Below are 22,383 nucleotides of genomic sequence, written 5' to 3' on the forward strand. Positions count from 1 at the left end.
AACCTCAGCTGCTTCCTCGCTGCGGGATCTTTTTCCCGAGTGGCTCCGCCACGAGGGAAAAAGCTGTCCTCGCGAGGAAGCAGCTGAGAACCCGCGGGTTGTCACCTTTTTGACGTGGGCTATGTGCTTCGCACATACAGGCACGGCTTCGCCGCAAGGCAGGCTTGCTTCGCAGCCCAAGGCACGGCTTCGCCGCGAGGCACGGCCTTCGGCCGCGAGGCAGGCTTGCTTCGCCGCCCAAGGCGCGGCTTCGGTGTACGGGGGTTGCTCGCCGGGGGGATTACTTCTGGGCTTGGCCGAGGGTTGTGTCGATTGTCAGGGCTGCGGACACCACGAGGCTTATCAGCGGGTCCGGTAGTGGGCGGTGCAGCTGGAGGACGTAGTTGTCGGCCGTGGTGAACATGGCTTTGCCGAGGCCCTGCCAGGTCTTGCTGATCTGGCCGATGTGCTCGTCACGCTCGTCGGTGATCTTGAAGTCCCAGGCGCGCAGGTTCTGGGCGGTGATGCCGCCGATGCGCCTGCCGTCCACCTCGAAGGCGAACCGCGGCTTCCCGAAGGCGTTCTCCATCCGGATGTCGCCGACCGGGGTGCCGTCGGGGCGCTGGACGTGCACGGTCGACTTCCACATCGTCGCCGGGCGGTTCATCGTGAGCACCGGTGCGCCCCCGGCGTCGCGGATCTCCAACCGCACCGTCATCAGGGCGTCGAGCTTGGTGAACAGCCGCAACGCCTTCTGCACGCCGCTCTGACCCGTCTGCACCACCGAACCGAGCTGCCCGCCGTGCTGGTCGTAGACGGCGTACTCGTTGGCCATCTCGATCAGCTTCGCCTTCTGGTTGACCACCAGCACCGGCTCGCTGAACAAGGTGCCGCCGCCACCGGCCACGGTCCCGCCGACGCCGGCCTGCTGCTGCGCCTGGTGGCGGACGGAATCCGAATCCCCGGTGCCGCCGAGCGCCAACTCGATGGGGGAGGCATCTCCCTGCCCCGCCGGTCGCGCTCCCGGAGGCACGCCCGGCTGCGGCGGCGGTTGCGGCGGGCGCGCTGGCTGGACGTGCTGGGTCCACTGCCTGCCGTCCCACCAGCGCACGTAGCGCTGGTCGACTTGGTCCGGGTACCAGCCCGGCGGGGGCGGAGCGGTCATGAAACCCAGAGTAGGTAACCGGGGCGGCGCTTGTACGCGGTTCGAGCTGAACCATTCGCGGCAAGTGCGGTGCACCGCTCGGCTAGGCTCCGAACCCGACACGATCGGGAGGCCGGGGCCTCCCAGCACCGCGAGGCCCAACACCGATGTACTTTTCGACTCCGCTGTTCCTCTGGTACTTCCTGCCGTTAGTGCTGATCGCGGTGCTCGTCGCACCCCGAGCCGCGCGCAACGCGATCGTGGCGGTCGCGAGCCTGGTGTTCTACGCCAGCGGAGCGGGCGGCACGACCTTGCTGCTGCTGACGTGCATCGTGGTCAACTTCTTCGCCGGACGTTCCCTCGAACCCGACGAGTGGGAACCGCGCCCGCACCGCAGGACCGTGCTGATCGGCGCGGTGTCGTTCAACCTGCTGGTCCTGGTGGTGTGGAAGTACGCGGGATTCGCCACCGAGCAGCTCGCGACGCTGGGCCGGTGGTTCGGCGGCGACTTCCCGGTGCTGCAACTGGCGCTGCCGATCGGGATCTCCTTCTACACGTTCCACCACATCTCCTACGTCGTGGACGTGTACCGCGGCGAGCGGCCCGCGCTGCGCAACCCCGTCGCCTTCGTCACCTACATCGCGATGTTCCCGCAGCTGGTGGCCGGCCCGATCGTGCGCTACCGGGAGATCGCCGACCAGCTGCCGCAGCCCCGCACGCACCGGCTCGACGACATCGCAGCCGGGTTCCCCCGGTTCGCGTGGGGACTGACGAAGAAGGTCGTCGTCGCCGACACGCTCGCCCCCATGGTCGACGCCTGCTTCGCGACCCCGGCCGAGGACATGAGCTTCGCCGTGGCCTGGCTCGGCGCCATCGGCTACACGGTCCAGCTGTACTTCGACTTCTCCGGCTACTCCGACATGGCGATCGGGCTGGGCCGGATGCTGGGGTTCCGGCTGCCGGAGAACTTCGCCCGCCCCTACTCCTCGGTGACGGTCACCGAGTTCTGGCGGCGCTGGCACATGTCGCTGTCGCGCTGGTTCCGCGACTACGTCTACATCCCGCTCGGCGGCAACCGCCGCGGCACCGGCCGCACCTACCTGAACCTCACGATCATCTTCGTGCTCACCGGCTTCTGGCACGGCGCCGCCTGGACGTACCTGGTGTGGGGCCTGTTCCACGGCGCGCTGCTGGTGATCGAACGCGCGACCGGCCACGACGCCGCCCCGGCGGGCCGCTGGGCGCTGCTCGGCAGGCGCGTCTCGACGTTGCTGCTGGTCGTCGTGGGCTGGGTGTTCTTCCGCGCCCCGGACGTCGGCACCGCGTTCACGATGATCGGCCACATGCTGCTGCCGGACCTGTCCGGGCTCACCGACATCGTCGCCGCATCCGTGACGCACCAGCGGGTGTTCTTCCTGCTGGTCGCGCTCGTCGTGGTGGCGCTGCCCGCGTCGACCGGCACCGGCCCGTTCCTGGAGTCGGTCCGCTCCCGCCCCGCCAACGCCCTGCGCATCGGCGTCATGACCGCGGGCCTCGCCTACTCGGGCCTGCTCGTCGCCACCGGCTCCTTCAGCCCGTTCCTGTACTACCAGTTCTGACCGCGACCGAACGCTTCATGCCGGAAGGGAGAACAGTGGTGGCTCGGTTGTGCGGGGTGGGTGTGCTGTGACGCTCGTGGAACCGCGCACGGGCGGGAAGCGGCGCGGCTAACGTGAGCGGCGTGTCCATGACGGAACCCACGGAGTTACCTGCGGTCCACGAGTCGTGGTTGCCGCGCGAGCACCCGATGCACCGGCCGCGGCACGGCAGACGGCAGCTCACGGCGCTGGTGTGCGCGCTGCTGTTCCTCACCGCGCCCGCCACGACCTGGGTGTTCGGGGCGCGGGCGGAGCAGCTGGAGAACCGGCCGCTCGCCGAGTTCCCCGGCATCACCGAAGGCTGGGGGTTCCTCACCGGGCTGAGCCCGTGGGCCGCCGAGAACCTGCCGTTCCGCGGGCAGGCAGTCCGGTCCGTGCACGGCATCAGCCAAGGCGTGTTCGGGGAGCAGGCGCGGCTGGAATCGGGCGCGCACAGCTCGCCGGTCGGCACCGGCAGCGATCAGCAGCAGCCGCGTCCGCCGCTGAACGAGAACGTGTTCCCCAAGGTCATCGAGGGCAAGGCGGGCTGGCTCTACCTCGGGCACGACGTGGCGTACCCGTGCACGCCGAAGCGGGACCTGGACGAGGTGATCGCGGGACTGCGGCGGTGGCGCAGCGTCGTCGAAGCGTCCGGGCGGGAGTTCCAACTGGTCATCGCGCCGGACAAGTCGACGATGTACCCGGCGAACCTGCCGGAGCACTACGCGGGCGAGGACTGCTCGTCGCAAGCCCGGGAGGAGTTCTGGCGGCGGCTGCCGACCGCGACCGGTGCCGTCGACATGCGGGAACCGCTGCGGGACGCCGCCGACCGCAACGGGCGGGCGATCTACCACGACATCGACACGCACTGGACCCACGAAGGCGGCATCACGATGGTCTACCAGCTCGCCGAGCGGCTCCGGCCGGGCAGCACGGCCGGGTGGAAGCTGCTGCCGAGCAGGGAGTACCCGCACTCCGCCGACATCCCCGACCAGCTCGGGCAGAGCCGCACCGTGCCGATCCGGGCGTACTCGCTGGCCCCCGACGGGGGCGCCGACAACACGCGGTTCCAGCCGAGCGACTTCCACGAGCCGCTGCGGCTGGAATCGGCGCCGAAACCGGGCATGGTCGACGCGCCGACCCGGATGGTGGGCGACTCGTTCACCCAGTTCGCCAGCCCGTACCTCGCCGCGACGTTCGCCGACATCGCGATCGTGCACCCGGAGGAGATCGCGAAGCGGCCGCAGGAGACGGGGGCGCTGCTCGCGGAGGGCGACGTGGTGACCTTCGAACTCTCCGAGCGGTTCGTCTCCGGCGGGCGCTACGACCTGCTCGACCCGGCCGTGGCCGACCAGGTCGGCGCGATCCTCGCCGCCGACCCGCGCTGACGACCCGCGGCCTCGGGTGGAGTGAACGACGCCCGGCGGTGAGCGTCAGGCCGCGGCGGGCGCCGGAGTGCGGGAGGCGCGGCGCAGGCGGACGGTGCCGACGGCGCGGCAGACCAGGTAGATCACGAACGACAAGATCGTCACGAACGCGCTCACCGGGGCACCGGGCGCCAGCGACAGCACGATGCCGCCCAGCACCGCGACCTCCGCGAACACCACCGCGAGCACCGTGGACAGCAGCGGGCTCGCGGTGATCCGCGCCGCCGCCGCACCGGGCGTCACCATCAGCGCCAGCACCAGCAGCGCGCCCACCGTGTACACGCCGAGCGCGGTCGCCACCCCCACCAGCACCGCGAACAGCGGGGTGAGCAGCCGCGCGGGCACCCCGCGCGCCGCCGCCACATCGGGGTCGACGCTGGCGAACAGCAGCGGCCGGTACACCACGGCGAGCACCAGCAGCACCACCGCCGCGCTGCCCGTCAGCAGCGCCACGTCGGCCGAGTCGACGCCGACGATCTGGCCGATGAGCAGGCTGAACTTGTTCGCGGTGCGCTCCGGGTTCATCCACAGCAGCAGCACGCCGAGACCGAGGCCGAACGACAGGATCGCGCCGATCACCGAGTCTCGTTCGCCACCGCGCTGCCCGAGGAAACCGAGCAGCAGCGCGGCGACCACCGCGCCGCCGAGCGCGCCCACCCCGACGCTCACGCCGAACAGCAGCGCCGCCGCCGCGCCGGTGAACGCGAGCTCCGCCGTGCCGTGCACCGCGAACGACATCTTCCGCGCCACCACCAGCGGTGCCAGCGCGCCCGAGACCAGGCCCAGCGCCGCCGCCGCCAGCAGCGCCTGCTGCACGAACGGGTAGCCGAGCAGGTCGGCGGTGAGCTCGAAGTCGAAGAACCGGCCGAGTGCGTCGGTCAGGGTGCTCATGAGGTCTCCGCGGCGCAGTGGTGGTGATCGACTTCATCGGTGCCGGTGACGACGAGCCTGCCGCCGACCCGCGCCACCTCGACGTCGGAGCGGTACAGCTCCGAGAGCGTCGCCGACGTCATCACCTCGTCCGGGGTGCCGATCCGGAACCGGCCGTCGACCAAGTACAGGATCCGGTCGACCAGCGGCAGCACCGGGTTGATCTCGTGCGTCACGAACAGCACCGCGGCGTCGGTCTCCTTGGCCTGGCGAGCGATCAGCCTGCTCACGTTGCGCTGGTGCGCGATGTCCAAGGACAGCAGCGGCTCGTCGCACAGCAGCACGTCCGGCTCGCCGACCAGGGCCTGCGCCACCCGGAGCCGCTGCTGCTCACCACCGGAGAGCAGGCCCAGCGGCATCCGCGCGTACTCGGTGGCCTCCACCGAGCGCAGCGCCCGCTCGACGCGCCGCTTGCGGTCCTTGCGCCGCCGGAAGCCCACGCCCCAGTGGTGCCCGTCCAAGCCGAGCCCCACCAGGTCGCTGCCGCGGACGGTCAGCGTCGGGTCCACCGAGCGCTGCTGCGGGATGTAACCGATGCGGGAACTGCCGCGCCGCACCGCCTCGCCCGCGACGTGGACCTCACCGCCGCTGAGCGGCTGCAAACCGAGCAGCACGCGCAGCAGGCTCGTCTTGCCGGAGCCGTTCGGGCCCAGCACGGCCAGGAACTCACCGGGGCGCACGTCCAGGTCGAGCCGGTCCCACAGGACCCGGGAACCGTAGGCGAGGCTGGCTTCGCGCAGCCGGACCGCCGGGTCGCGGCCGGACGTGACCGGGACGCTGCGGTCCGGTGCTGCGGTGTCGGTGCTGGGTTCCACGGTGGCTCTCGGATCAGTGGTGGGGTGCGGGTCGTTCGGGGTGCGGCGCGGGGCCCGTTCAGGGGCGACCGGCCAGCGCCGCTTGCAGCGCCGAGATCTGACCGTCCATCCACCGCACGTAGTCCTGATCCTGCGGCAGGGTCTCGGTCATCTCGACGACCGGGGTCTGATTCTGCTCCGCGCCCTTGCGGACCGATTCGGTGACCGGGGATTCGGTCTGCGGGTTGTAGATCACCGCTGCGGCCTGCCGGGAGTTCACCGCGTTCTGGATCTCCGCGACGGCGGCCGCGGCCGGGTCGTTGCCCGCTTCGACGGAGTGCACGAAGGACTGCGGGGTGATGTCGGTGAGCCCGGCGGACTCCACGAGGTAGTGCGCCACGGGCTCGGTGACGATGACCTTCTTGCCGTGCTCGGTGGCCGCGATCTGGTCGACGCGGCCTTCCAGGCCGCCGATCTGCTCGCCGAACCGCGCGGCGTTGTCGCGGAACTCCTGGGCCCGCTCGGGCTGGATCTTGCCGAGCTCCTCGGCGACGCGGTCCGCGGTCTCGCGGACGACGTGCAGGTCGTACCAGACGTGCTCGTTCACGGAGTGGTCGTGCCCGGCGTGCTCGTCGGCGTGGGCGTCGGAGTGACCGGCGGGGGCCTCGGCGTGCTCGTCGGCCGGTGCACCTCCGTGCTCGTGGCCGTGCTCGTGGTCCGCGGCGGGTTCCTCCGCGTGCTCGTGCTCGCCTTCGACGGCCTGCACGGTCGGCTTGCCCGCGCCGGTGCCGTCGAGGATCTGCTCGGCGAACTCGTCGTAGCCGCCGCCGTTGAGCAGCACCAGGTCGGCGTCGCCGACCTTCGCCGCGTCCTGCGGGCTGCTCTCGTAGGAGTGCGGGTCCGCCGCCGGGTCGTCGATGATCGACTCGACCTCGACGCCCGGGCCGCCGACGGCCCGTGCGACGGAGGCCCAGACGTTCGTGGTGGCCACGACCGTCAGCTCGCCGTCGTCAGCGGCCTGATCGGAGCCCGTGCCGCCGCAGGCGGTGGCGGTCAGCGCGGCGACCGTGAGGCCGGCCAGCGCCGTGCCGCCGCGGCGGGCACGTCGGGTGAAGACGGTCATGAACGCACTCCTCGGGGACGCACCGTGAGGTGGGGACGCCGGGGCCGGGGGACCTTCGACGACCGCAAACGGAAACCGTTGTCATGTGCAGCGTACGCCGCGCCAGCTGGGCCGAACCATCGAACGGGTGAGCCGAGAGGTGTGAACATGACAACGCTTCGCATTATCGCCCGCACCTTCCACCGATCCAGCCGCCCGGCCGAGTCACCCCCGTCCGTGTGACCGCCCCGCGACGAGCAGCCGCGCACCGAGGCGGACAGGTGGGGGTGAACGGCCCGTTCGTCCAACGGCATTGGACGAACGGGCCGTTCACTCGGAAAGCGGAGTCGCCGCGTGCTCGGCCGGGTGGGCGGGTTCGTGGGTGAACGGACCGTCTGCCCAATGGCATTGGACGAACGGTCCGTTCACTCGAAATGCAGGGTCGCCGCGTGCTCGGCCGGGTGGGGTGAACGGCCCGTTCGTCCAACGGGATTGGACGAACGGGCCGTTGACTCGGAAACGCGGCCGTGGCGCCGCCGGGGCAGCGCGCTGAGGTGGGGGTGCGGTCATCGAGTGGGGGGTGAACGGCCTGTTCGCCCAACGGGATCGGACGAAGGGTCCGTTCACCGCCGCCCGGACGCGGAACGCACGATGCCCCCGCCTGGGCGGGGGCATCGGGTGTGCGGAGGGAGCTGATCAGGAGGTGAGGCGGGTGCCGTCGTCGGGGCGGAACAGGTGCACTTCGCTGGAGTCGCGCAGCGCGACCTTCACCTGCTGGCCCAGCGCGGGCGGGGTGCGGCCGTCGGTGCGCACCACGAACCGCTCCGGCGAGCCGTTGACCTGGATGCTGCCGTGCACCAAAGCGTCGGCGCCGAGCTCCTCGACGAGCTCGACGACCATGTCCATGCTCTTCTCGTCCTCGCCGGAGACCAGGCTCAGCGCTTCGGGGCGCACCCCGAAGGTCACTTCCTTGAGTCCGTCCGCGGCGGACAGCGCCGCGCGGGTCAGCGGGATCGTCTGCCCGTCGAGCTCGGCGCCGCCCGCCGACAGCGGCACCGTCTTGAGGTTCATCGCGGGGGAGCCGATGAAGCCGGCGACGAACGCGTTGCGCGGGTTCTCGTACAGCTCGCGGGGGCTGGCGACCTGCTGCAGCAGCCCGTCCTTGAGCACCGCGACCCGGTGGCCCATCGTCATGGCCTCGACCTGGTCGTGGGTGACGTAGATCGTGGTGGTGGACAGCCGCTTCTGCAGCGCAGCGATGTTCGCGCGGGTCTCCACGCGCAGCTTCGCGTCCAGGTTCGACAGCGGCTCGTCCATCAGGAACACGCTGGGTTCGCGGACGATGGCGCGGCCCATGGCGACGCGCTGGCGCTGGCCGCCGGAGAGCGCCTTGGGCTTGCGGTCCAGGTACTTCTCCAGGTCGAGCATCTTGGCGGCCTCGGTGACCTTGGCCCGGATCTCGTCCTTGGGGGTTTTGCGCAGCTTCAGCGCGAAGCCCATGTTGTCGGCGACCGTCATGTGCGGGTACAGCGCGTAGGACTGGAAGACCATCGCGATGTCGCGCCCCTTCGGCGGGGTGTTGGTGACGTCTTCGCCGCCGATGGTGATGGCGCCTTCGTCGACGTCCTCCAGGCCCGCGAGCATCCGCAGCGCGGTGGACTTGCCGGAGCCGGACGGTCCGACGAGCACGAGGAACTCACCGTCGGCGACTTCGAGGTCCAGTGCGTCGACCGCTCGCACCGGCGGGTTGCCGGGATAGAGGCGGGATGCCTGTACGTAAGCGACCTCAGACATATGCGACGCACCTTTCACTGACTCGGGTTAAGCGACAACGTATCGCTTAACCGCGTTAAGGTCACTGGTTTTCGAGAACCGGTTCGGTGCGTGATCATTCGAGCGCGGAGGGTGATCGTTGCCGATCGGCAATGGGATCTGCATCTCCGGCGGCTTCACCCCCGGGTACTGAACCGTTACGGTTCCTCCATGGCTCGGTCAACGAATGCCCGACGGCCTGCGACGCTGGCTTCGCTCGCGGCGGAGCTCGGGGTCTCCAGGACCACGGTGTCGAACGCGTACAACCGCCCTGATCAGCTCTCGCCGGAGCTGCGCAAGCGGGTGCTCGACACCGCACGCAGGCTCGGATACCCGGGCCCCGACCCGGTGGCGCGCTCGCTGCGCACCCGGAAGGCCGGGGCGGTCGGGCTGCTGCTCACCGAGAACCTCTCCTACGCCTTCCGCGACCCCGGCGCCATACGCTTCCTCGAAGGCCTCGCGCTGGCCTGCGAAGACGCCGGGCACGGGCTGCTGCTCATCCCGGCGAGCCCGGAGCGCGAAGACGTCGCCTCGGTGCACCGCGCCGGTGTCGACGGGTTCGTCGTGTACTCGGTGCCCGACGACGACCCGCACCTGGCCGCCGTGCTGGAACGCCCCGTGCCGGTCGTGGTCTGCGACCAGCCGCGCATCGACCAGCTCGACTGGGTCGGCCCGGACGACGAGGGCGCGGTGAAGGTGCTCGCCGACCACCTGATCGGGCTCGGGCACCGCCGGATCGGGGTGTCCTGCATGCGGTTGGCGCGCGGGCGCAACGACGGCATCGCCTCCGTGCACCGGCAGGCGAACGCGAGCTTCCACGTGCAGCGCTCCCGGCTGACCGCGCTCGCCGCGGCGTTCAGCGAAGCCGGCGTCGACTGGTCGCAGGTGCCGGTGGTGGAGCGGTTCGACCACACCACGGAATCCGGCGCGTCCGCCGCGGCCCAGCTGCTGGAGATCGACCCGGAGATCACCGCGATCATCTGCACCTCGGACATCCTCGCGCTGGGCGCCCTCGACGAGGCCCGCCGCCGCGGGCTGCGGGTGCCGGACGACCTCACGGTCACCGGCTTCGACGGCATCGACGACGCGGACCGGGTGGGCCTGACGACCGTGCGCCAGCCGGTGCTGGAGAAGGGCCGCGCGGCGGGCCGCCTGCTGCTGGACACCAGCGAGCCCGGCAGGCCGCGCGACGTCGTGCTGGAAACGCAGCTCGTCACCGGCAGCACCGCCGCCCCGCCGCGCTCGGCGGAAGAACGCTGGTTCGGCCCGTGAGCCGAGCGCGGCTGCTCGGCCGCCGCCGAGCGAGCTCCGGTCAGTAGTTGCGCCACTCGCCCTGGACGTACCGCAGGATCGTCGGGTGCATCAGGGTCGACGGCTCCAGGCCGGGCAGCCGATCGCGGTCCGGCGGGAAGGCGGTGGCCGCGGCCAGCGTGCGGTCGTCCAGCGAGCGCAGCGGCGGCGCGTCGGCGGGCAGCCGCAGCGGCGGCGGGGGACCCGCGGCGGCGAGGTGGAAGCCCCACTCGCCGAAGCTCGGCACCGACACCTGGTACGGCACGGTGCTCAGCCCGGCCGTGCGCATCGTCGCCTCGATCGCCCAGAACGCCTTCGGCGCGAAGTACGGGGAGCCGGCCTGCACGGTCACCCGCGCGTGCTCGGCCATCGCGTGGCGCACCAGGCCGTAGAACTCCGTCGAGTACAGCTTCGCCGTCGCCGTCGAATCCGGGTCCGGCATGTCCACGACGACCGCGTCGAACCGGGTGCGGTTGTCGCGCAGCCAGCTGAACGCGTCCGCCGAGACCAGGTGCACCCGCGGGTCCTCGAACGCGCCGCGGTTGAGCTCCGACACCCGCGGATCCGTCCGGGACAGCCGCGGCACCGCCGGGTCCAGCTCCACCAGCGTCACGTCCCGCACGTCCGGGTAGCGCAGCACCTCCCGCAGCGCCAGGCCGTCACCGCCGCCGAGGATGAGCACGTGCGAGCGCGGCCCGTCGAGCACCGGGTGCACCAGCGCCTCGTGGTACCGGTACTCGTCCACCGAGCTGAACTGCAGATCGCCGTTGAGGTAGAGCCGGGTGTCCGGGTCGCCCTCCAACGGTGACGACTCGGTCAGCACGATCTCCTGGTACGGCGTGCGCAGCGACTGCACCACCGGGTCCTTGTACAGCGCTTGCCGCGCGGTCACCTCGAAGTCGTCCGCGAGCAGATAAGCGCCGCCGAGCACGAGCCCCACCAGCGCCGACGCGGAGACCAGCAGCAGCGTCGCGCGCTTCGAGAGCTCCCGGCGGAACACGGTGAGCACCAGGCCCAGCCCCGCCGCCGCGTTCACCATCCCCACCAGCAGCGCGCCCTGCAGCTGCCCGAACAGCGGCAGCAGCACGAACGGGAACGCGAGGCCGCCGAGCAGGCCGCCCACGTAGTCCGCCGCGAACAGGTCGGCCACCGCCGATCCCGCGTCCTGCTTGCGGATGCGCTGCAGCAGCACCATCAGCAGCGGGATCTCCGCGCCGATCAGGGCGCCCAGCACGAGGGCGGTGACGATCAGAACCGGCGTGTAGAGGCTCAGCCACGCGAAGGCGGCGTAGAGCACCAGCACGCTGAGGCCGCCGAGCAGCGCGAGCAGCACTTCCACGGCGGCGAACGCGGCGGCGGCCCAGCGCTGCAGCGGTTTCGCGGCGAGCGCGCCCACGCCCATCGCGAACACCATCAGCGACAGCACGATCGAGGCCTGCCCGACGGTGTCGCCGATGAGGTAGCTGCCGAGCGCGACCAGTGCCAGCTCGTACACCAGGCCGCAGGCCGCGCACAGGAACACGGCCACCAGCACCGCGGTGCGGGCCGCCCGGCTGCGGGGCCGCGCCGGCGGCTCGGCGGTGCCGTCGTCCTCGGTGCGGGGAGGGGTGTCAGCGCTGGTGGACATGGCGACCAGCTTCCTTGCCGGAGTCGAGGTGCGGGGCGTGCCGGGCGGGAGCGGACCGCTCGCGCCCGGCCTTCGCCGGCGTCACCAGATGGCGGCGGCCATGATCACCGCGATGACCACGTGCGCGGCGGCCGAGACCCAGGTGCCGGGGTGCAGGGTCTCCGAGGACAGCTCGTCGCCCAGCTTGCCGGGGGTGAGGGCATCGATGAGCAGGAACGACAGGCTCATCAGCACCAGCCCGAGCAGGCCGTAGACGACGGTGCCGACCAGGCCGGCGACGAGGTCGTCGGCGCTCGCGGCGATGGCGGTGGTGAGGATGATCCCCACCCCGATCAGGCCGGACACCAGCAGCAACGCGGCGTTCGGGTTGCGCCGCACCCAGATCAGGTCGCGCAGCCTGCCGGGCGTGGCGAGGTCCACCAGCAGGTAGCCGAGCGCCATCATCAGCGTGCCGATGACGCCGTAAGCGACGGCCGCGAGCAGTCCGGAGAGCAGTTCCTGGAGCAAGGTCGTTTCGCCCTTCTCGTCGGGTGGGTCGGTGGCAGACCCGGTGTGGGGAGCGCCTTCGGCCGGGGCCGGTTCGAGGCGCGTGCCCGGAGGCGGGTGGTCAGTCGTGCGCGGCGGTCATTTCCCGGTTCCGGGACCGCCGCCGCGGAAGGTCTCGCCGCGCATGCCGAATCCGCCCCAGGCGTGGCCGACGTGCGAGTGGTAGTGCCGGTAGGCGCGGTCGACGTCCATCACGTGGATCACCGAGCCCGCCGCGCGCGGCTGGATGATCACCGCGTCGTCGGAGTAGCGCAGGTAGACGCCGCTGGCGTCGGTCTGCTGCGACTGGGGTCGCCAGCGCGACGTGATCTCCCGGGCCACCACGGGCACCGGTTTGGGGCTGGTGTAGGCCTTGTTGTCGCTGTCGCCGCGGATGTCCAGCGACGAGGCGCGGTGGTAGTGGCCCGCCACGTACCCGCGCGGGCCGGAGCCGCCGCCGAGGGTCGCGATCAGCGCGACGGCCAACGCGATGACGACGACGATGCCCGCCAGGACGAACCAGAAGCCGCGTTTCATCGAGCCACCCCCGTCAGATCGCGGTGGGGTAGATGCGCACGTCGTACCGGCTGAGCTCCTCGCCGGTGGCGGCCTCCCAGTCCGAGTCGCCGTAGGACTCGAAGCCCAGCAGCGCGCCGTCGCTCGCCTCGTAGTCCTGGTAGCGGACGGTGCCCTGCTCGGCGAGGCCGGTGGTGGCCTCGCTGCGGAACGTCGCCGAGCCGGATTCCTCCCGCTCGTAGCTGCGACCGCCGAACTCGAGGTGCTTCGCGCCGGGCTCACCGGCGTCGTCGACCGGGGTCCACAGCGTGAGCTCCAGGTCCGGGTCCTCCTCGATCGCGAGCCACACCTGGGTGCCCTTGGCGTCGTCGAGCAGGTGCTCCGCCCAGCCCCAACCGCCTTCGGAGAGCCGCAGGGTGCCGCGGACGGTGTAGCTCAGGCCGCGGATCTCCACGATGTCGCCCGCTTTCAGGGCGCGCGGGTCGCCGCGCAGCGAATCCTGGTCGCCGGTGTGGAACGGGTCGGTCGGGCGCGCGGTCTCGTTCGGCGCGGCGCGCATGCGTCGGTACAGCATCACGCAGCTCGCCACCGCGACGACGACGCCGACGAGCACGATCGCGATCGTCAGTCCGGTCACGTGAATCCCCCAGATGTCCGTGCGGCTTCCCGCACAGGTGCCTTGACTTGCGCCGGAGCGTAACCGCCGCGTTCGACCCGAACGGCGGTTTCGCCGCAAATCGTGATCGGAAATCCGCCCGGAGTTCGGACCCCGCCACGCAGCGCGATCGACCGGCTCCACCGAGGCCACGCCCGCCCCGCGAGGGTGCTGTGGACGAATCGCCCCGCTGTGGACAACTCCCGCGATTTCGCGAGAAGTTTGAGCGGACCCCCACGCCGCGAACCGCCGAAAAGCCGCTCCGAGCTGCGGAGGTGGTGGCGCTCAGGGGAGTGGGGGGGCGTTCGATTTCGCGCGAAATCGGCGGGGTGCGCAGCGAAACGGGCCGTTCACCCGGGTGGGGTGAACGGCCCGTTCGCGTGCACAACGCGGCTCAGCGCGTCACTGGGACAGCAGCTGGGCGCAGCGGATCAGGCCCAGGTGGGAGTACGCCTGCGGGTGGTTGCCCAGCGAGCGCTCCGCGATCGGGTCGTACTCCTCGGCGAGCAGACCGGTCGGGCCCGCCGTGTCGACGATCTGCTGGAACAGCTCCTCCGCCTCCGTGCGGCGGCCGATCAGCAGGTACGCCTCGATCAGCCACGCCGCGCACAGGTGGAAGCCGCCCTCGTCGCCGGGCAGCCCGTCGTCCCGGCGGTACCGGTAGACGGTGGAGCCGCTGCGCAGCTCCGACTCGATCGCCGTCACCGTGGCGCGGAACCGGTCGTCGGACGGGTCGATCAGCCCGGACAGGCCCACGTGCAGCGAGGCCGCGTCCAGGTCGGAACCCTCGTAGGCGGTGGTGAACGCCTGCACGTCCGGCTGCCAGCCGTTCTTGATGACGTCCTGCGAGATCTCGTCCCGCAGCGCGTTCCAACCGGACTCCGGCTCCCGGCCGTACTGCTCCGCGAGCTTGACCGCGCGGTCCAGCGTGACCCAGCACATCACCTTCGAGTAGACGTGGTGGCGGGGCTGGTCGCGCTCCTCCCAGATGCCGTGGTCCGGTTCGAACCAGCGGTGCGACACCGCCCCGGCCATCGCCTTCACGAGCTCCCAGTCGCGGTCCCGCAGCGCGCCGCGCGCCGCGGCCAGGTGCGAGACGAGCTCCACGACCGGACCGAACACGTCGAGCTGGACCTGCTGGTCGGCGAGGTTGCCGACGCGCACCGGACGCGAACCGGCGTAGCCGGGCAGGCTGTCGATCACGGCTTCCGGCCCGAGGCTGGTCCCCTGCAAGGAGTAGAGCGGGTGCAGCCGCTCCGGTCCGGGCAGCGTCTCCAGCACGCCGTGCAGCCAGTTCAGGAAGCCTTCGGCCTCGTCGGTGGAGCCCAGCGTGACCAGGGCCTGCGCGGTCATCGAGCCGTCGCGCAGCCAGCAGTAGCGGTAGTCCCAGTTGCGGACGCCGCCGATCTCCTCGGGCAGCGAGGTCGTCGCGGCGGCCATGATGCCGCCGGTGTCGGTGTTGCACAGCCCGCGCAGCGTCAGCGCGGAGCGGCCCACCAGGTCGCGCTCCAGCGCGGGCAGCGTCAGCGTCTCCAGCCAGTCCGACCAGTACACGTCGGCGGCGTCGCGGCGCTCGGACTCGGTCTGCTCCGACGGGTCCAGGTCCTCCGTGCCGCAGCGCAGCTCCAGCACGATCGGGGCGTCGTCCGAGGCCTCCACCACGGCGCGCGCGGATTCGTGCATGCCGTCGGAGGTGATCTCCCACTGGATCGCGGGGGAGCGCAGCACCATCGGCTCCGAGGTGCCCATCACCCGCAGTCCGCCGGACTCCGGCACGAGCCGCACCGGCACCTGGCCGAACTCGGGGCGCGGGGCGAACTCGATGCTCGCCGTGGTCTCGCCGGTGATCACCCGGATGAGGTCGGTGCGGTGCCCGTCCACCCCGTGCTCCAGGTAGTCGGTGACCAGCAGTCGCGACCAGCGGGTCTCGACGGTCATGGTGCCCGGCACGTAGCGCTGGCCCAGCGGCAGCGGACTGCGCGGGGCGCCGTTGCCGCCGTGCGGGCGGATCGAGAAGTGCCCGGCACCGGGGCCGCCGAGCAGGTCGGCGAACACGGCCGCCGAGTCCGGACCGGGGTGGCACATCCAGGTCAGCCGCGCGTCGGGGGTGAGCAGGGCGACGGTGCGCTCGTTGGACAGCATCGTCAGCCGCTCGATCGGCGGAGCCTGCTCGCCGTAGAGCCAGGTGCGGCGCTCTTCCATGAGGAACGCCAGCGCCGTCGCGACCTGCGTGGTGTCGGCGACGCGGAACTGCGCGAGCGTGTCGCCCTCGCCGACCTTGAGGCCGAGGTCCGGGCCGTGCAGCCGCGCGAAGGCCTTCTCGTCGGTGACGTCGTCGCCGAGGAAGATCGCGGCGGTGGCGCCGACCTGGTGGCGCAGCGCGTCGAGGGCGTTGCCCTTGTCGGTCTGCACGACGGCCAGCTCGATCACCGCTTTGCCCTCGGTGACCTGCACGCCGTCCCAGGTGGCGGGCCCGGAGCGGACCTCGTCCAGCACTCGTTCGGCGACGGCGGCGTCGGCCCGGCGCACGTGCACCGCGACGCTGGCCGGCTTGGCCTCCAGCGACACCCCGTCGTTGCCGGCGACGATGTCCTGCAGGCCGCGCTGCAGCGCGGTCCGCAGTTCGGTGGCCTGCGGTTCGAGCTCGTGCACGAAGCCCACGTCGAACTCGGAGCCGTGGCTGCCGACGAGGTGGACCTCGGACGGCAGCCGGGACAGGGTGGCGAGGTCGCGCAGTGCCCGGCCCGAGATCACCGCGGTGGTCGTGGCGGGCAGGGACGCCAGCGAACGCAAGGCGTGCACCGATTCGGGCAACGGCTTCGCCGCGTTCGGGTCGGCCACGATCGGGGCGAGAGTGCCGTCGTAGTCGCAGGCGACCAGCAGTCGAGGGGTGCGCGCGAGCTGGACGATGGTGCGGCGCAGCTCGGCGGGGAGAGCTTCGGCGGTCAACGCCATACTCCTCTGGGGCGGTCGGATGGGTCTACATGACCGATTCGGTGTCGAGCGTGCGAGTCGGGTTCACCGCTCGTCGCCGGTGATCGATCATTGTGTGCGGTTCCCGGAAAATCGGGAATCACGCGATGTTCGCGCTAGTCAGTCGGGGGTGTCCCCAGTGCTTCCAGAAACGATCGCGCCCAGCGATCGACGTCGTGCGTGAGCACCTGCCTACGCAATGCTCGCATCCTACGGCGGCCTTCGGCCTGGTCGATGTCGAGGGCGGAGAGCAAGGCGTCCTTGACCCCGTCCAGGTTGTGCGGGTTGACGAGGAACGCGCTGGTGAGTTCCGCGGCGGCCCCGGCGAACTCGCTGAGCACGAGGGTGCCGCCCAGATCGTGGCGACAGGCCACGTATTCCTTGCACACCAGGTTCATCCCGTCGCGCACCGGCGTCACGACCATGACGTCGGCGGCGCAGTAGAACGCCACCAAGTCCTTCTTGTCCACCGAAGTGTGCAAGTAGTGCACTGCTGGGTGACCCACGCGGCCGAATTCTCCGTTGATCCGGCCGACTTCGCGTTCGATGCCTTCGCGCATCTGCTTGTAGTGCTCGACGCGTTCCCGGCTGGGCGTCGCGATCTGGATCATCGCCACGTCCTCGGCCCGGATCTGCCCGTCGGCGAGCAGCTCGTGCATCGCGTGCAGCCGCACGTCGATGCCCTTGGTGTAGTCGAGCCGGTCCACGCCGAGCATGATCCGGCGCGGATTGCCCAGTTCAGCGCGGATCTCCTTGGCGCGCTGCTGGATCTCCTTGCTGCGCGCCATCTGGTCCAGCTCCGAGGAGGCGATGGAGATGGGGAACGCCCCGACGCGCACCGCGCGATCCCCGACCTGCACCACGCCGGGCCGGGACCGCACCCCGACCTGGCCGCGGCTCGGCTCGAACCCCGCGAGCCGCCGCGCCAGCCACAGGAAGTTCTGCGCACCACCCGGACGGTGGAATCCGACGAGGTCCGCGCCGAGCAGCCCGCGCACGATCTCCGTGCGCCACGGCAGCTGCATGAACAGCTCCACCGGCGGGAACGGGATGTGCAGGAAGAAGCCGATGCGCAGGTCGGGGCGCAGTTCGCGCAGCATCGCGGGCACCAGTTGCAGCTGGTAGTCCTGCACCCACACCGTCGCGCCCTCGGCGCTGACCTCCGCCGCGGCTTCCGCGAAGCGCCGGTTCACCCGGCGGAACGCCTCCCACCACGACCGGTCGAACACCGGCGGCACCACCACGTCGTGGTACAGCGGCCACAGCGTCGCGTTCGAGAATCCTTCGTAGTAGTCCTGGAATTCGTCCGCCGAAAGCCGCACCGGGTGCAGCCGCATGTCCTCGTCGGTGAACGGTTCCACGTCGACGTCGGCGACTCCGGGCCAGCCGACCCACGCGCCGTGCCGGGCGCGCAGGAACGGCTCCAGCGCCGTCACCAGGCCCCCGGGGCTGTGCTTCCAGCGTTCGGTGCCGTCCGGCAGCTTCTCCAGATCGACCGGGAGCCGATTGGCCACGACGACGAAATCCGCACGGGTACTGCCGCTGGTCACCGGTGTTGCCTCCTCGGGAGACTCTGCTGTCTCGGGCGGGATGGGCTGCGCCGACGGCTTGGTGCTCTTCCGCGGCTGGGCCCCCTGGCGGGGGTCCGTCCCGGATCACTCACTACCCGCAGGCGAGGCTAGTCAATCTGCTCATCGCCCGCGTCGTTCGTGTGGGCCAACGACCCCCGAGTCCTTGCTCACTTCTCGTTGGTGTCACGGCTGGTCCTGCTCGTGCTCAGGAGACTCCCGCGCGCTCGGCCGGGACAGGCGCAGGTCCACCGGGCCGTCGCGGAGCCGGGGCCCGGCGGGCGAGCCCGTTCACCGGGTGGTGAACGGGCTCGCGGTGCTCACTCCAGCCGACGGCGGGTGGGGCGCAGCGGACCGGACAGGCGGGGACCCGCGATGCGGCGTTCGAGCCTGCCCAGGCGGGTCCGCACGGGCTGGGCGAGGTACTCGCCGAGCACCACGCCCGCGCCCAGGGCCAGGCCGGTCGCCGCGGCCACCATCAGGGTCGACATGCCCGAGGGGTTGCCCGCCACCGCGATCTCGTACAGGCCGCGGTAGGTGGCCAGGCCGGGCAGCAGCGGAGCCACGCCGGACACCGCGATCACCAGCGTCGGAATCCCGAAGTGCCGGGTGGTGATGCCACCGGCGAAACCGACGACGGTCGTGGCGATCGCGCCCGCCAGCACCGGGTGCACCCCCACCAGGTCGCTGACGAGGAGTCCGGACACGCCCGCCGCGACGGCGCCGCCGAGCCCCGCGATGATCAGCGGGCGAGGCGGGGCGTAGCTGGCCAGCGCGAAGCACGCCGAGGTCGACGCGCCCGCCAGCACCTGGATGGGGATCATCAGCGGCTGCGACGAGTCGATCTGCGCGGCACCGACCTCCCGGAGGTCGCTGCCCTCGTTGACCGCGCCGAAGATCTCCACGCCCGTGTAGAGCGCCAGCACCACTCCGGCGATCAGGCCCGCCGACATCAGCGCGAGCTCCGCGATGCGCCCGGCGGCGGTCACGTTGTAGCCGGTGATCGCGTCCTGCATCGAACCGACGACGGTCATCCCGGACAGCAGCACGATGATGCTCGCCGCCACCGCCAGCGCCGGACTCGCCAGCAGGTCGAGTTCGGAGCAGGCCAGCGCGATGCTCGTGGCGATGACGCCGCCCACCGCCTGCTGGAAGAAGAACGGCAGCGCCCGTTTGTTCAGCATCCGGCCGATCCGGTCGACCAGCGCCGTCGCCACCGCGGCCACCAGCGCCAGCCGCGGATCGCCGCCACCGAGCAGCACCGACAGCGAGGCCGCCATCCCTGCCCACGCCAGGGTCGCCACCCAGCGCGGGAACGGGTGCGGCGCGGAGGTGATCTTGTCCAGTTCGGCGTAGGCCTCGGACGCGGAGATCGAACCGGCGGTGATCTTGCGGACCAGGTCCTCCACGTCGGACAGCCGCGTGTAGTCGATGGACCGGTTGCGCACCACGCGCAGCGAGGTGATCGGCACCTCTTCGGTGCCCCGGTAGCAGGAGACGGTGATCGACGTGTAGATCACGTCGACCTCGCAGTGCGGCAAGCCGTACGCGCTGACCACACCGATGATCGTCGCGGTCACGTCGGAGGCGCCCGCGCCGCTGGCCATCTGGACCTCGCCGATGCGCAGCCCCAGGTCCATCACCAGATGGACCGTTGATTCCTCGGGCAGTGCCGGCCCGTAAACGGCGTTGCGCGTCCCGACCGTCTCGGCCGGCTCGCGCCGCCGCAGCACACCTCGGGCGCGCTGCGTGATTCCCACCGCAGACCTACCTTCCTGCTCGCCACCTCGCGGCGATCGTGTTGATCGTCCCCTCGGCCATCGGCCCGCACGCCTCAGCCGTTGCACGTCCTGTTGGTGTCGTCCGTCACGAGCCTGACACCTGCCCCGCGCCCGCGGGCGAGGGGCCGCACCGGCACCGGCCGCCTGCCGGTCGCGGCCCGGCGCCGACTACGATGTGCGCGCACGGCGTGGCCGTGCGCGCCGCTGTAGCTCAGTTGGTAGAGCACCCGCCTTGTAAGCGGACGGTCAGGGGTTCGAGTCCCCTCAGCGGCTCCGCTCCGAAGGCGCTGAGCTCGGGTGGTGCTGGACTCGACCGGTTCGGCAGGTGGTCGGGGGATGCCCGGCGCGGGGGGCGGGCCGGTGTCGGTGGGTTTCCCGGCGGCGCCCCGCGGCGAACGCACCTGCGGCGCGAGCACCGGGTTCGGTCGTGCGACCGGGGGCACGGGTCGTTTCGCCTACTGATGATCGGTGATCGAAGGTCGATTCTGTACTACCCGACCGGGCGACGGCTCGTGAGCACGTCCCGTGACGAGTCCCGCCGAACGGCTGCAACGCGGCACGTCACGGGATCGGAATGGCGAACCGGCGGCCCGGGTCGGCCCACGCCGCGAGGACGTCCTCGTTGAGCCGGAGCAGTTCGCGCTGGTAGGCGTGCAGGTCGTGCGCCGTCGTGTCCGGGTGCAACGACTCCAGCACCAGCGGTGGCGCGGCGTCGGGCACCTCCACCGGCTCGGGCGCGTGAGCGGGCTCCGGCTCGGGTTCGGGCTCGGCTCCCCGCGGAGGTTCCGCTGCGGGTGCCGGCGGCGGAAGCGCCCGCAGCGGCGGCGGGGGAGCGGCTTCGGGCAGCACCGGCGGCAGCGTGGCCAGGTCCTCACCGGCGCGCAGGATCGCGCGCGCCGCCCGGCGCCCGGCTTCGTCCTGCTGCATCCGCCAGCGGCGGATCAGCTCCGCGGCGGCGGCCTGCCGCACCGGGTCGCCCGCGGCGTCGGCGGCCTCGGACCGCGCGAGCTGCTGGAGGTTCTCCAGCGTCACCTGGTACTCGCCGAGCGCGTCGGCGGCGGCGTAGTGCGCGTCGGCGGACTGCCGCCACCGCTTGCTCAGCTCGTACTGGGCCGCGTCGAAGCGATCTCGGGCTCGTCCCGACCACGACTCGACCCGCACGTCGCGCAGCGCGCGCCCGGTCTGGTCGAGGTGGTCGGCCAGTGTCCGCAGCCGATCGCATTCGGTGACGATGCCCGGGGCGTTGCCGGGCAGCGGCGGCTCATCGGAGGGTGGCTGGATCATCCGCGTTCGCTCCGGGCTAGCCGCGGTCGAGCGCGGTGATCAGCGCTCGTTCCAGGTCGGCGTCGATCCGCGCGTAGTCGTCGGCGGTGGCGCGCAGCCGGTCGGTGAGTTCGGCCGCTTCGCCGGCGAGTTCGGTGCCGGCTCGGGAGGAGTCCTCCTGGAAGGCCTGGAGCGCCCGGGTCAATTCGTCGTTCCCCGCCTGTTCCGGGTTGAGCTGAAATTTGCGAACGGTCTGTTCTCGGAAGTCGTCGATGATGTGCTGCGCGGTGTTCGCGCTCCGGTGCAGTTCTTCCGGAGAGGCGAAAAGCCGCCCCGCGGAATCGTCCAGCTCGGCCATGGCCGGAGAATAGCGGGAATCCATCCGTTGATTCATCCAGGTCGGGGACGAGGCCTACTCGGACCGCAGCGTTTCGCGGATCTCGGCGGTGAGCACAGGTGGAATGCTCATCGTCCCGGTGAGCGCCATCGGTTCTCCGGCGCACGGGTTCAGCAGAATTCCCATCGGATCCGAAGTCCGCGTCGCGGTGCGCACCAGGTCGGCTCCGAGCAGCCGGTGGGACCCGGTGGCCCACGGTGCCGAGGAGGCCCGCCGGTAGTCCTCCAGCAGGTCCGCCCGGGTGAACGCGCACACCCACGTGCTGCGGCCCGCCGCCCGGACCGCGGCCAGCCCGCCCGCGGGCGAGCACGGCACGTGGACGTCGTGGGCGAGGAAGCAGTCGATCGCGCGGCGCACCGTCGAACGCGGATCGTGCAGCGCCCGCAGCGCATCGTCGACCCCGCCGCGCCCCGGCTCGGGCCGCGGTGCCAGGGCGTTGCCCGGCGCGGGTTCGAGTTGTCGCGCCGTACCGGGCTCGGGCGCCTTCGGCGAGCGGCATTGCTGGTCGAGGCACCCTTGGAGGTGCTCGATGATCTCGTCCATCCGCCGCTCGATGGTGCGCGTGGAGAACCCCGCGCCGAGCTCGGCCGACAGCGCCGCGACGCGTTTGCCGTAGGTGAGCCCGTTGAGCCCCTGGTGCGGCGGGAGGTTGTAGGACACCTCGGCGATGCGGGTCAGCTCGGGGGCCAATTTCGCCAGCCATGCGTCCAGCCACCGCGCCAGCTGCTCCTGCACGCCCGCCGCGTCCGTCCCGGTGATCCGCAAGATGCCGCGCAGCTCGGGTCCCAGGCGAGCGTGCAGGTCCGCGCGCCGCACCCCGAGCCCCTTGTGCAGCGACGCCAGCGCCTTTCCCGCATTCTTGCGGGTTCTGTCGTCGTTCCCCATTGTTCCCCTCAGTTTCGCGCGGAGACTAAGGGGCGGGAGTTGATCTCGTCAACGAACCGCGCCGGAAGGCGGGAAAGCGCGGGATCGACCTGGCTTTTC

The 22,383-nt window shown here is 71.4% G+C and carries 18 protein-coding genes and 1 tRNA gene; 4 read left to right on the forward strand and 15 right to left on the reverse strand.

Going from position 1 to position 22,383, the window contains the following annotated elements; all coding sequences use genetic code 11:
* Window positions 1-280 precede the first annotated feature (280 nt).
* Window positions 281-1,144, reverse strand: coding sequence for a phospholipid scramblase-related protein (locus ACWD38_RS24485; protein ID WP_450124984.1), 864 nt, complete (start codon window positions 1,142-1,144; stop codon window positions 281-283).
* Between the two features lie 146 nt (window positions 1,145-1,290).
* Between ACWD38_RS24485 and ACWD38_RS24490 the strand changes: the two genes are divergently transcribed.
* Both ACWD38_RS24490 and ACWD38_RS24495 read left to right on the forward strand, forming a co-directional pair.
* Window positions 1,291-2,721, forward strand: a complete 1,431-nt coding sequence (locus tag ACWD38_RS24490) for an MBOAT family O-acyltransferase (RefSeq protein ID WP_184483466.1) — start codon at window positions 1,291-1,293, stop codon at window positions 2,719-2,721.
* Window positions 2,722-2,849: 128 nt separating this feature from the next.
* Window positions 2,850-4,127, forward strand: coding sequence for an alginate O-acetyltransferase AlgX-related protein (locus tag ACWD38_RS24495; RefSeq protein ID WP_221315944.1), 1,278 nt, complete (start codon window positions 2,850-2,852; stop codon window positions 4,125-4,127).
* A 45-nt stretch (window positions 4,128-4,172) separates the two neighbouring features.
* Here the strand turns inward: ACWD38_RS24495 and ACWD38_RS24500 are convergent, their stop codons facing one another.
* From ACWD38_RS24500 to ACWD38_RS24515, 4 genes are all read right to left on the reverse strand, one after another.
* Entirely contained in the window at window positions 4,173-5,057 is an 885-nt protein-coding gene (locus ACWD38_RS24500; RefSeq protein ID WP_450124985.1) for a metal ABC transporter permease, read from the reverse strand.
* Window positions 5,054-5,911 (reverse strand): metal ABC transporter ATP-binding protein, encoded by an 858-nt coding sequence (locus ACWD38_RS24505; protein WP_184483460.1) that lies wholly within the window; start codon window positions 5,909-5,911, stop codon window positions 5,054-5,056. The genes ACWD38_RS24500 and ACWD38_RS24505 overlap by 4 nt, the downstream gene beginning before the upstream one ends.
* A 58-nt stretch (window positions 5,912-5,969) precedes the next feature.
* Window positions 5,970-7,013: a metal ABC transporter solute-binding protein, Zn/Mn family gene (locus tag ACWD38_RS24510; RefSeq protein ID WP_184483458.1), complete on the reverse strand. Its 1,044-nt coding sequence runs from the start codon at window positions 7,011-7,013 to the stop codon at window positions 5,970-5,972.
* 675 nt (window positions 7,014-7,688) lie between these two features.
* On the reverse strand, window positions 7,689-8,786 hold the full coding sequence (locus ACWD38_RS24515) for an ABC transporter ATP-binding protein (protein ID WP_184483456.1): 1,098 nt from the start codon (window positions 8,784-8,786) through the stop codon (window positions 7,689-7,691).
* A gap of 189 nt (window positions 8,787-8,975) precedes the next feature.
* On the opposite strand from ACWD38_RS24515, the gene ACWD38_RS24520 reads away from it, so the two are divergent.
* On the forward strand, window positions 8,976-10,076 hold the full coding sequence (locus ACWD38_RS24520) for a LacI family DNA-binding transcriptional regulator (protein WP_184483455.1): 1,101 nt from the start codon (window positions 8,976-8,978) through the stop codon (window positions 10,074-10,076).
* Window positions 10,077-10,116: 40 nt separating this feature from the next.
* On the opposite strand, the gene ACWD38_RS24525 is transcribed toward ACWD38_RS24520, so the two are convergent.
* The 7 genes from ACWD38_RS24525 to ACWD38_RS24555 all read right to left on the reverse strand — a co-directional run bounded on the left by ACWD38_RS24525 (window position 10,117) and on the right by ACWD38_RS24555 (window position 19,718).
* Window positions 10,117-11,721 (reverse strand): polyamine aminopropyltransferase, encoded by a 1,605-nt coding sequence (locus tag ACWD38_RS24525; protein ID WP_450124986.1) that lies wholly within the window; start codon window positions 11,719-11,721, stop codon window positions 10,117-10,119.
* Window positions 11,722-11,802: 81 nt separating this feature from the next.
* Entirely contained in the window at window positions 11,803-12,228 is a 426-nt protein-coding gene (locus ACWD38_RS24530; RefSeq protein ID WP_184483452.1) for a DUF350 domain-containing protein, read from the reverse strand.
* Between the two features lie 117 nt (window positions 12,229-12,345).
* Window positions 12,346-12,783 (reverse strand): DUF4247 domain-containing protein, encoded by a 438-nt coding sequence (locus ACWD38_RS24535; RefSeq protein ID WP_184483450.1) that lies wholly within the window; start codon window positions 12,781-12,783, stop codon window positions 12,346-12,348.
* A 13-nt stretch (window positions 12,784-12,796) separates the two neighbouring features.
* Window positions 12,797-13,399, reverse strand: a complete 603-nt coding sequence (locus tag ACWD38_RS24540; protein ID WP_450124987.1) for a DUF4178 domain-containing protein — start codon at window positions 13,397-13,399, stop codon at window positions 12,797-12,799.
* Window positions 13,400-13,819: 420 nt separating this feature from the next.
* Complete coding sequence (gene otsB / locus ACWD38_RS24545) at window positions 13,820-16,372, reverse strand: trehalose-phosphatase (protein ID WP_184483448.1); 2,553 nt, start codon at window positions 16,370-16,372, stop codon at window positions 13,820-13,822.
* 134 nt (window positions 16,373-16,506) lie between these two features.
* Entirely contained in the window at window positions 16,507-17,940 is a 1,434-nt protein-coding gene (locus ACWD38_RS24550; protein WP_184483445.1) for a trehalose-6-phosphate synthase, read from the reverse strand.
* A 338-nt stretch (window positions 17,941-18,278) separates the two neighbouring features.
* Window positions 18,279-19,718 (reverse strand): threonine/serine ThrE exporter family protein, encoded by a 1,440-nt coding sequence (locus ACWD38_RS24555; protein WP_450124988.1) that lies wholly within the window; start codon window positions 19,716-19,718, stop codon window positions 18,279-18,281.
* Window positions 19,719-19,939: 221 nt separating this feature from the next.
* On the opposite strand from ACWD38_RS24555, the gene ACWD38_RS24560 reads away from it, so the two are divergent.
* Window positions 19,940-20,012, forward strand: a tRNA-Thr gene (locus tag ACWD38_RS24560).
* A 288-nt stretch (window positions 20,013-20,300) separates the two neighbouring features.
* Here ACWD38_RS24560 and ACWD38_RS24565 read toward each other — a convergent pair.
* The 3 genes from ACWD38_RS24565 to ACWD38_RS24575 are packed head-to-tail and all read right to left on the reverse strand — an operon-like array spanning window position 20,301 to window position 22,284.
* Window positions 20,301-21,023, reverse strand: a complete 723-nt coding sequence (locus tag ACWD38_RS24565; protein ID WP_184483441.1) for a putative T7SS-secreted protein — start codon at window positions 21,021-21,023, stop codon at window positions 20,301-20,303.
* A 16-nt stretch (window positions 21,024-21,039) separates the two neighbouring features.
* The gene (locus ACWD38_RS24570) at window positions 21,040-21,360 is read right to left on the reverse strand and encodes a type VII secretion target (RefSeq protein WP_184483439.1); all 321 of its coding nucleotides are present in this window, start codon (window positions 21,358-21,360) and stop codon (window positions 21,040-21,042) included.
* Window positions 21,361-21,414: 54 nt separating this feature from the next.
* The gene (locus ACWD38_RS24575) at window positions 21,415-22,284 is read right to left on the reverse strand and encodes an SseB family protein (protein WP_184483438.1); all 870 of its coding nucleotides are present in this window, start codon (window positions 22,282-22,284) and stop codon (window positions 21,415-21,417) included.
* Between the last annotated feature and the right edge of the window lie 99 nt (window positions 22,285-22,383).

Source organism: Saccharopolyspora sp. NPDC002578 (assembly GCF_053592695.1).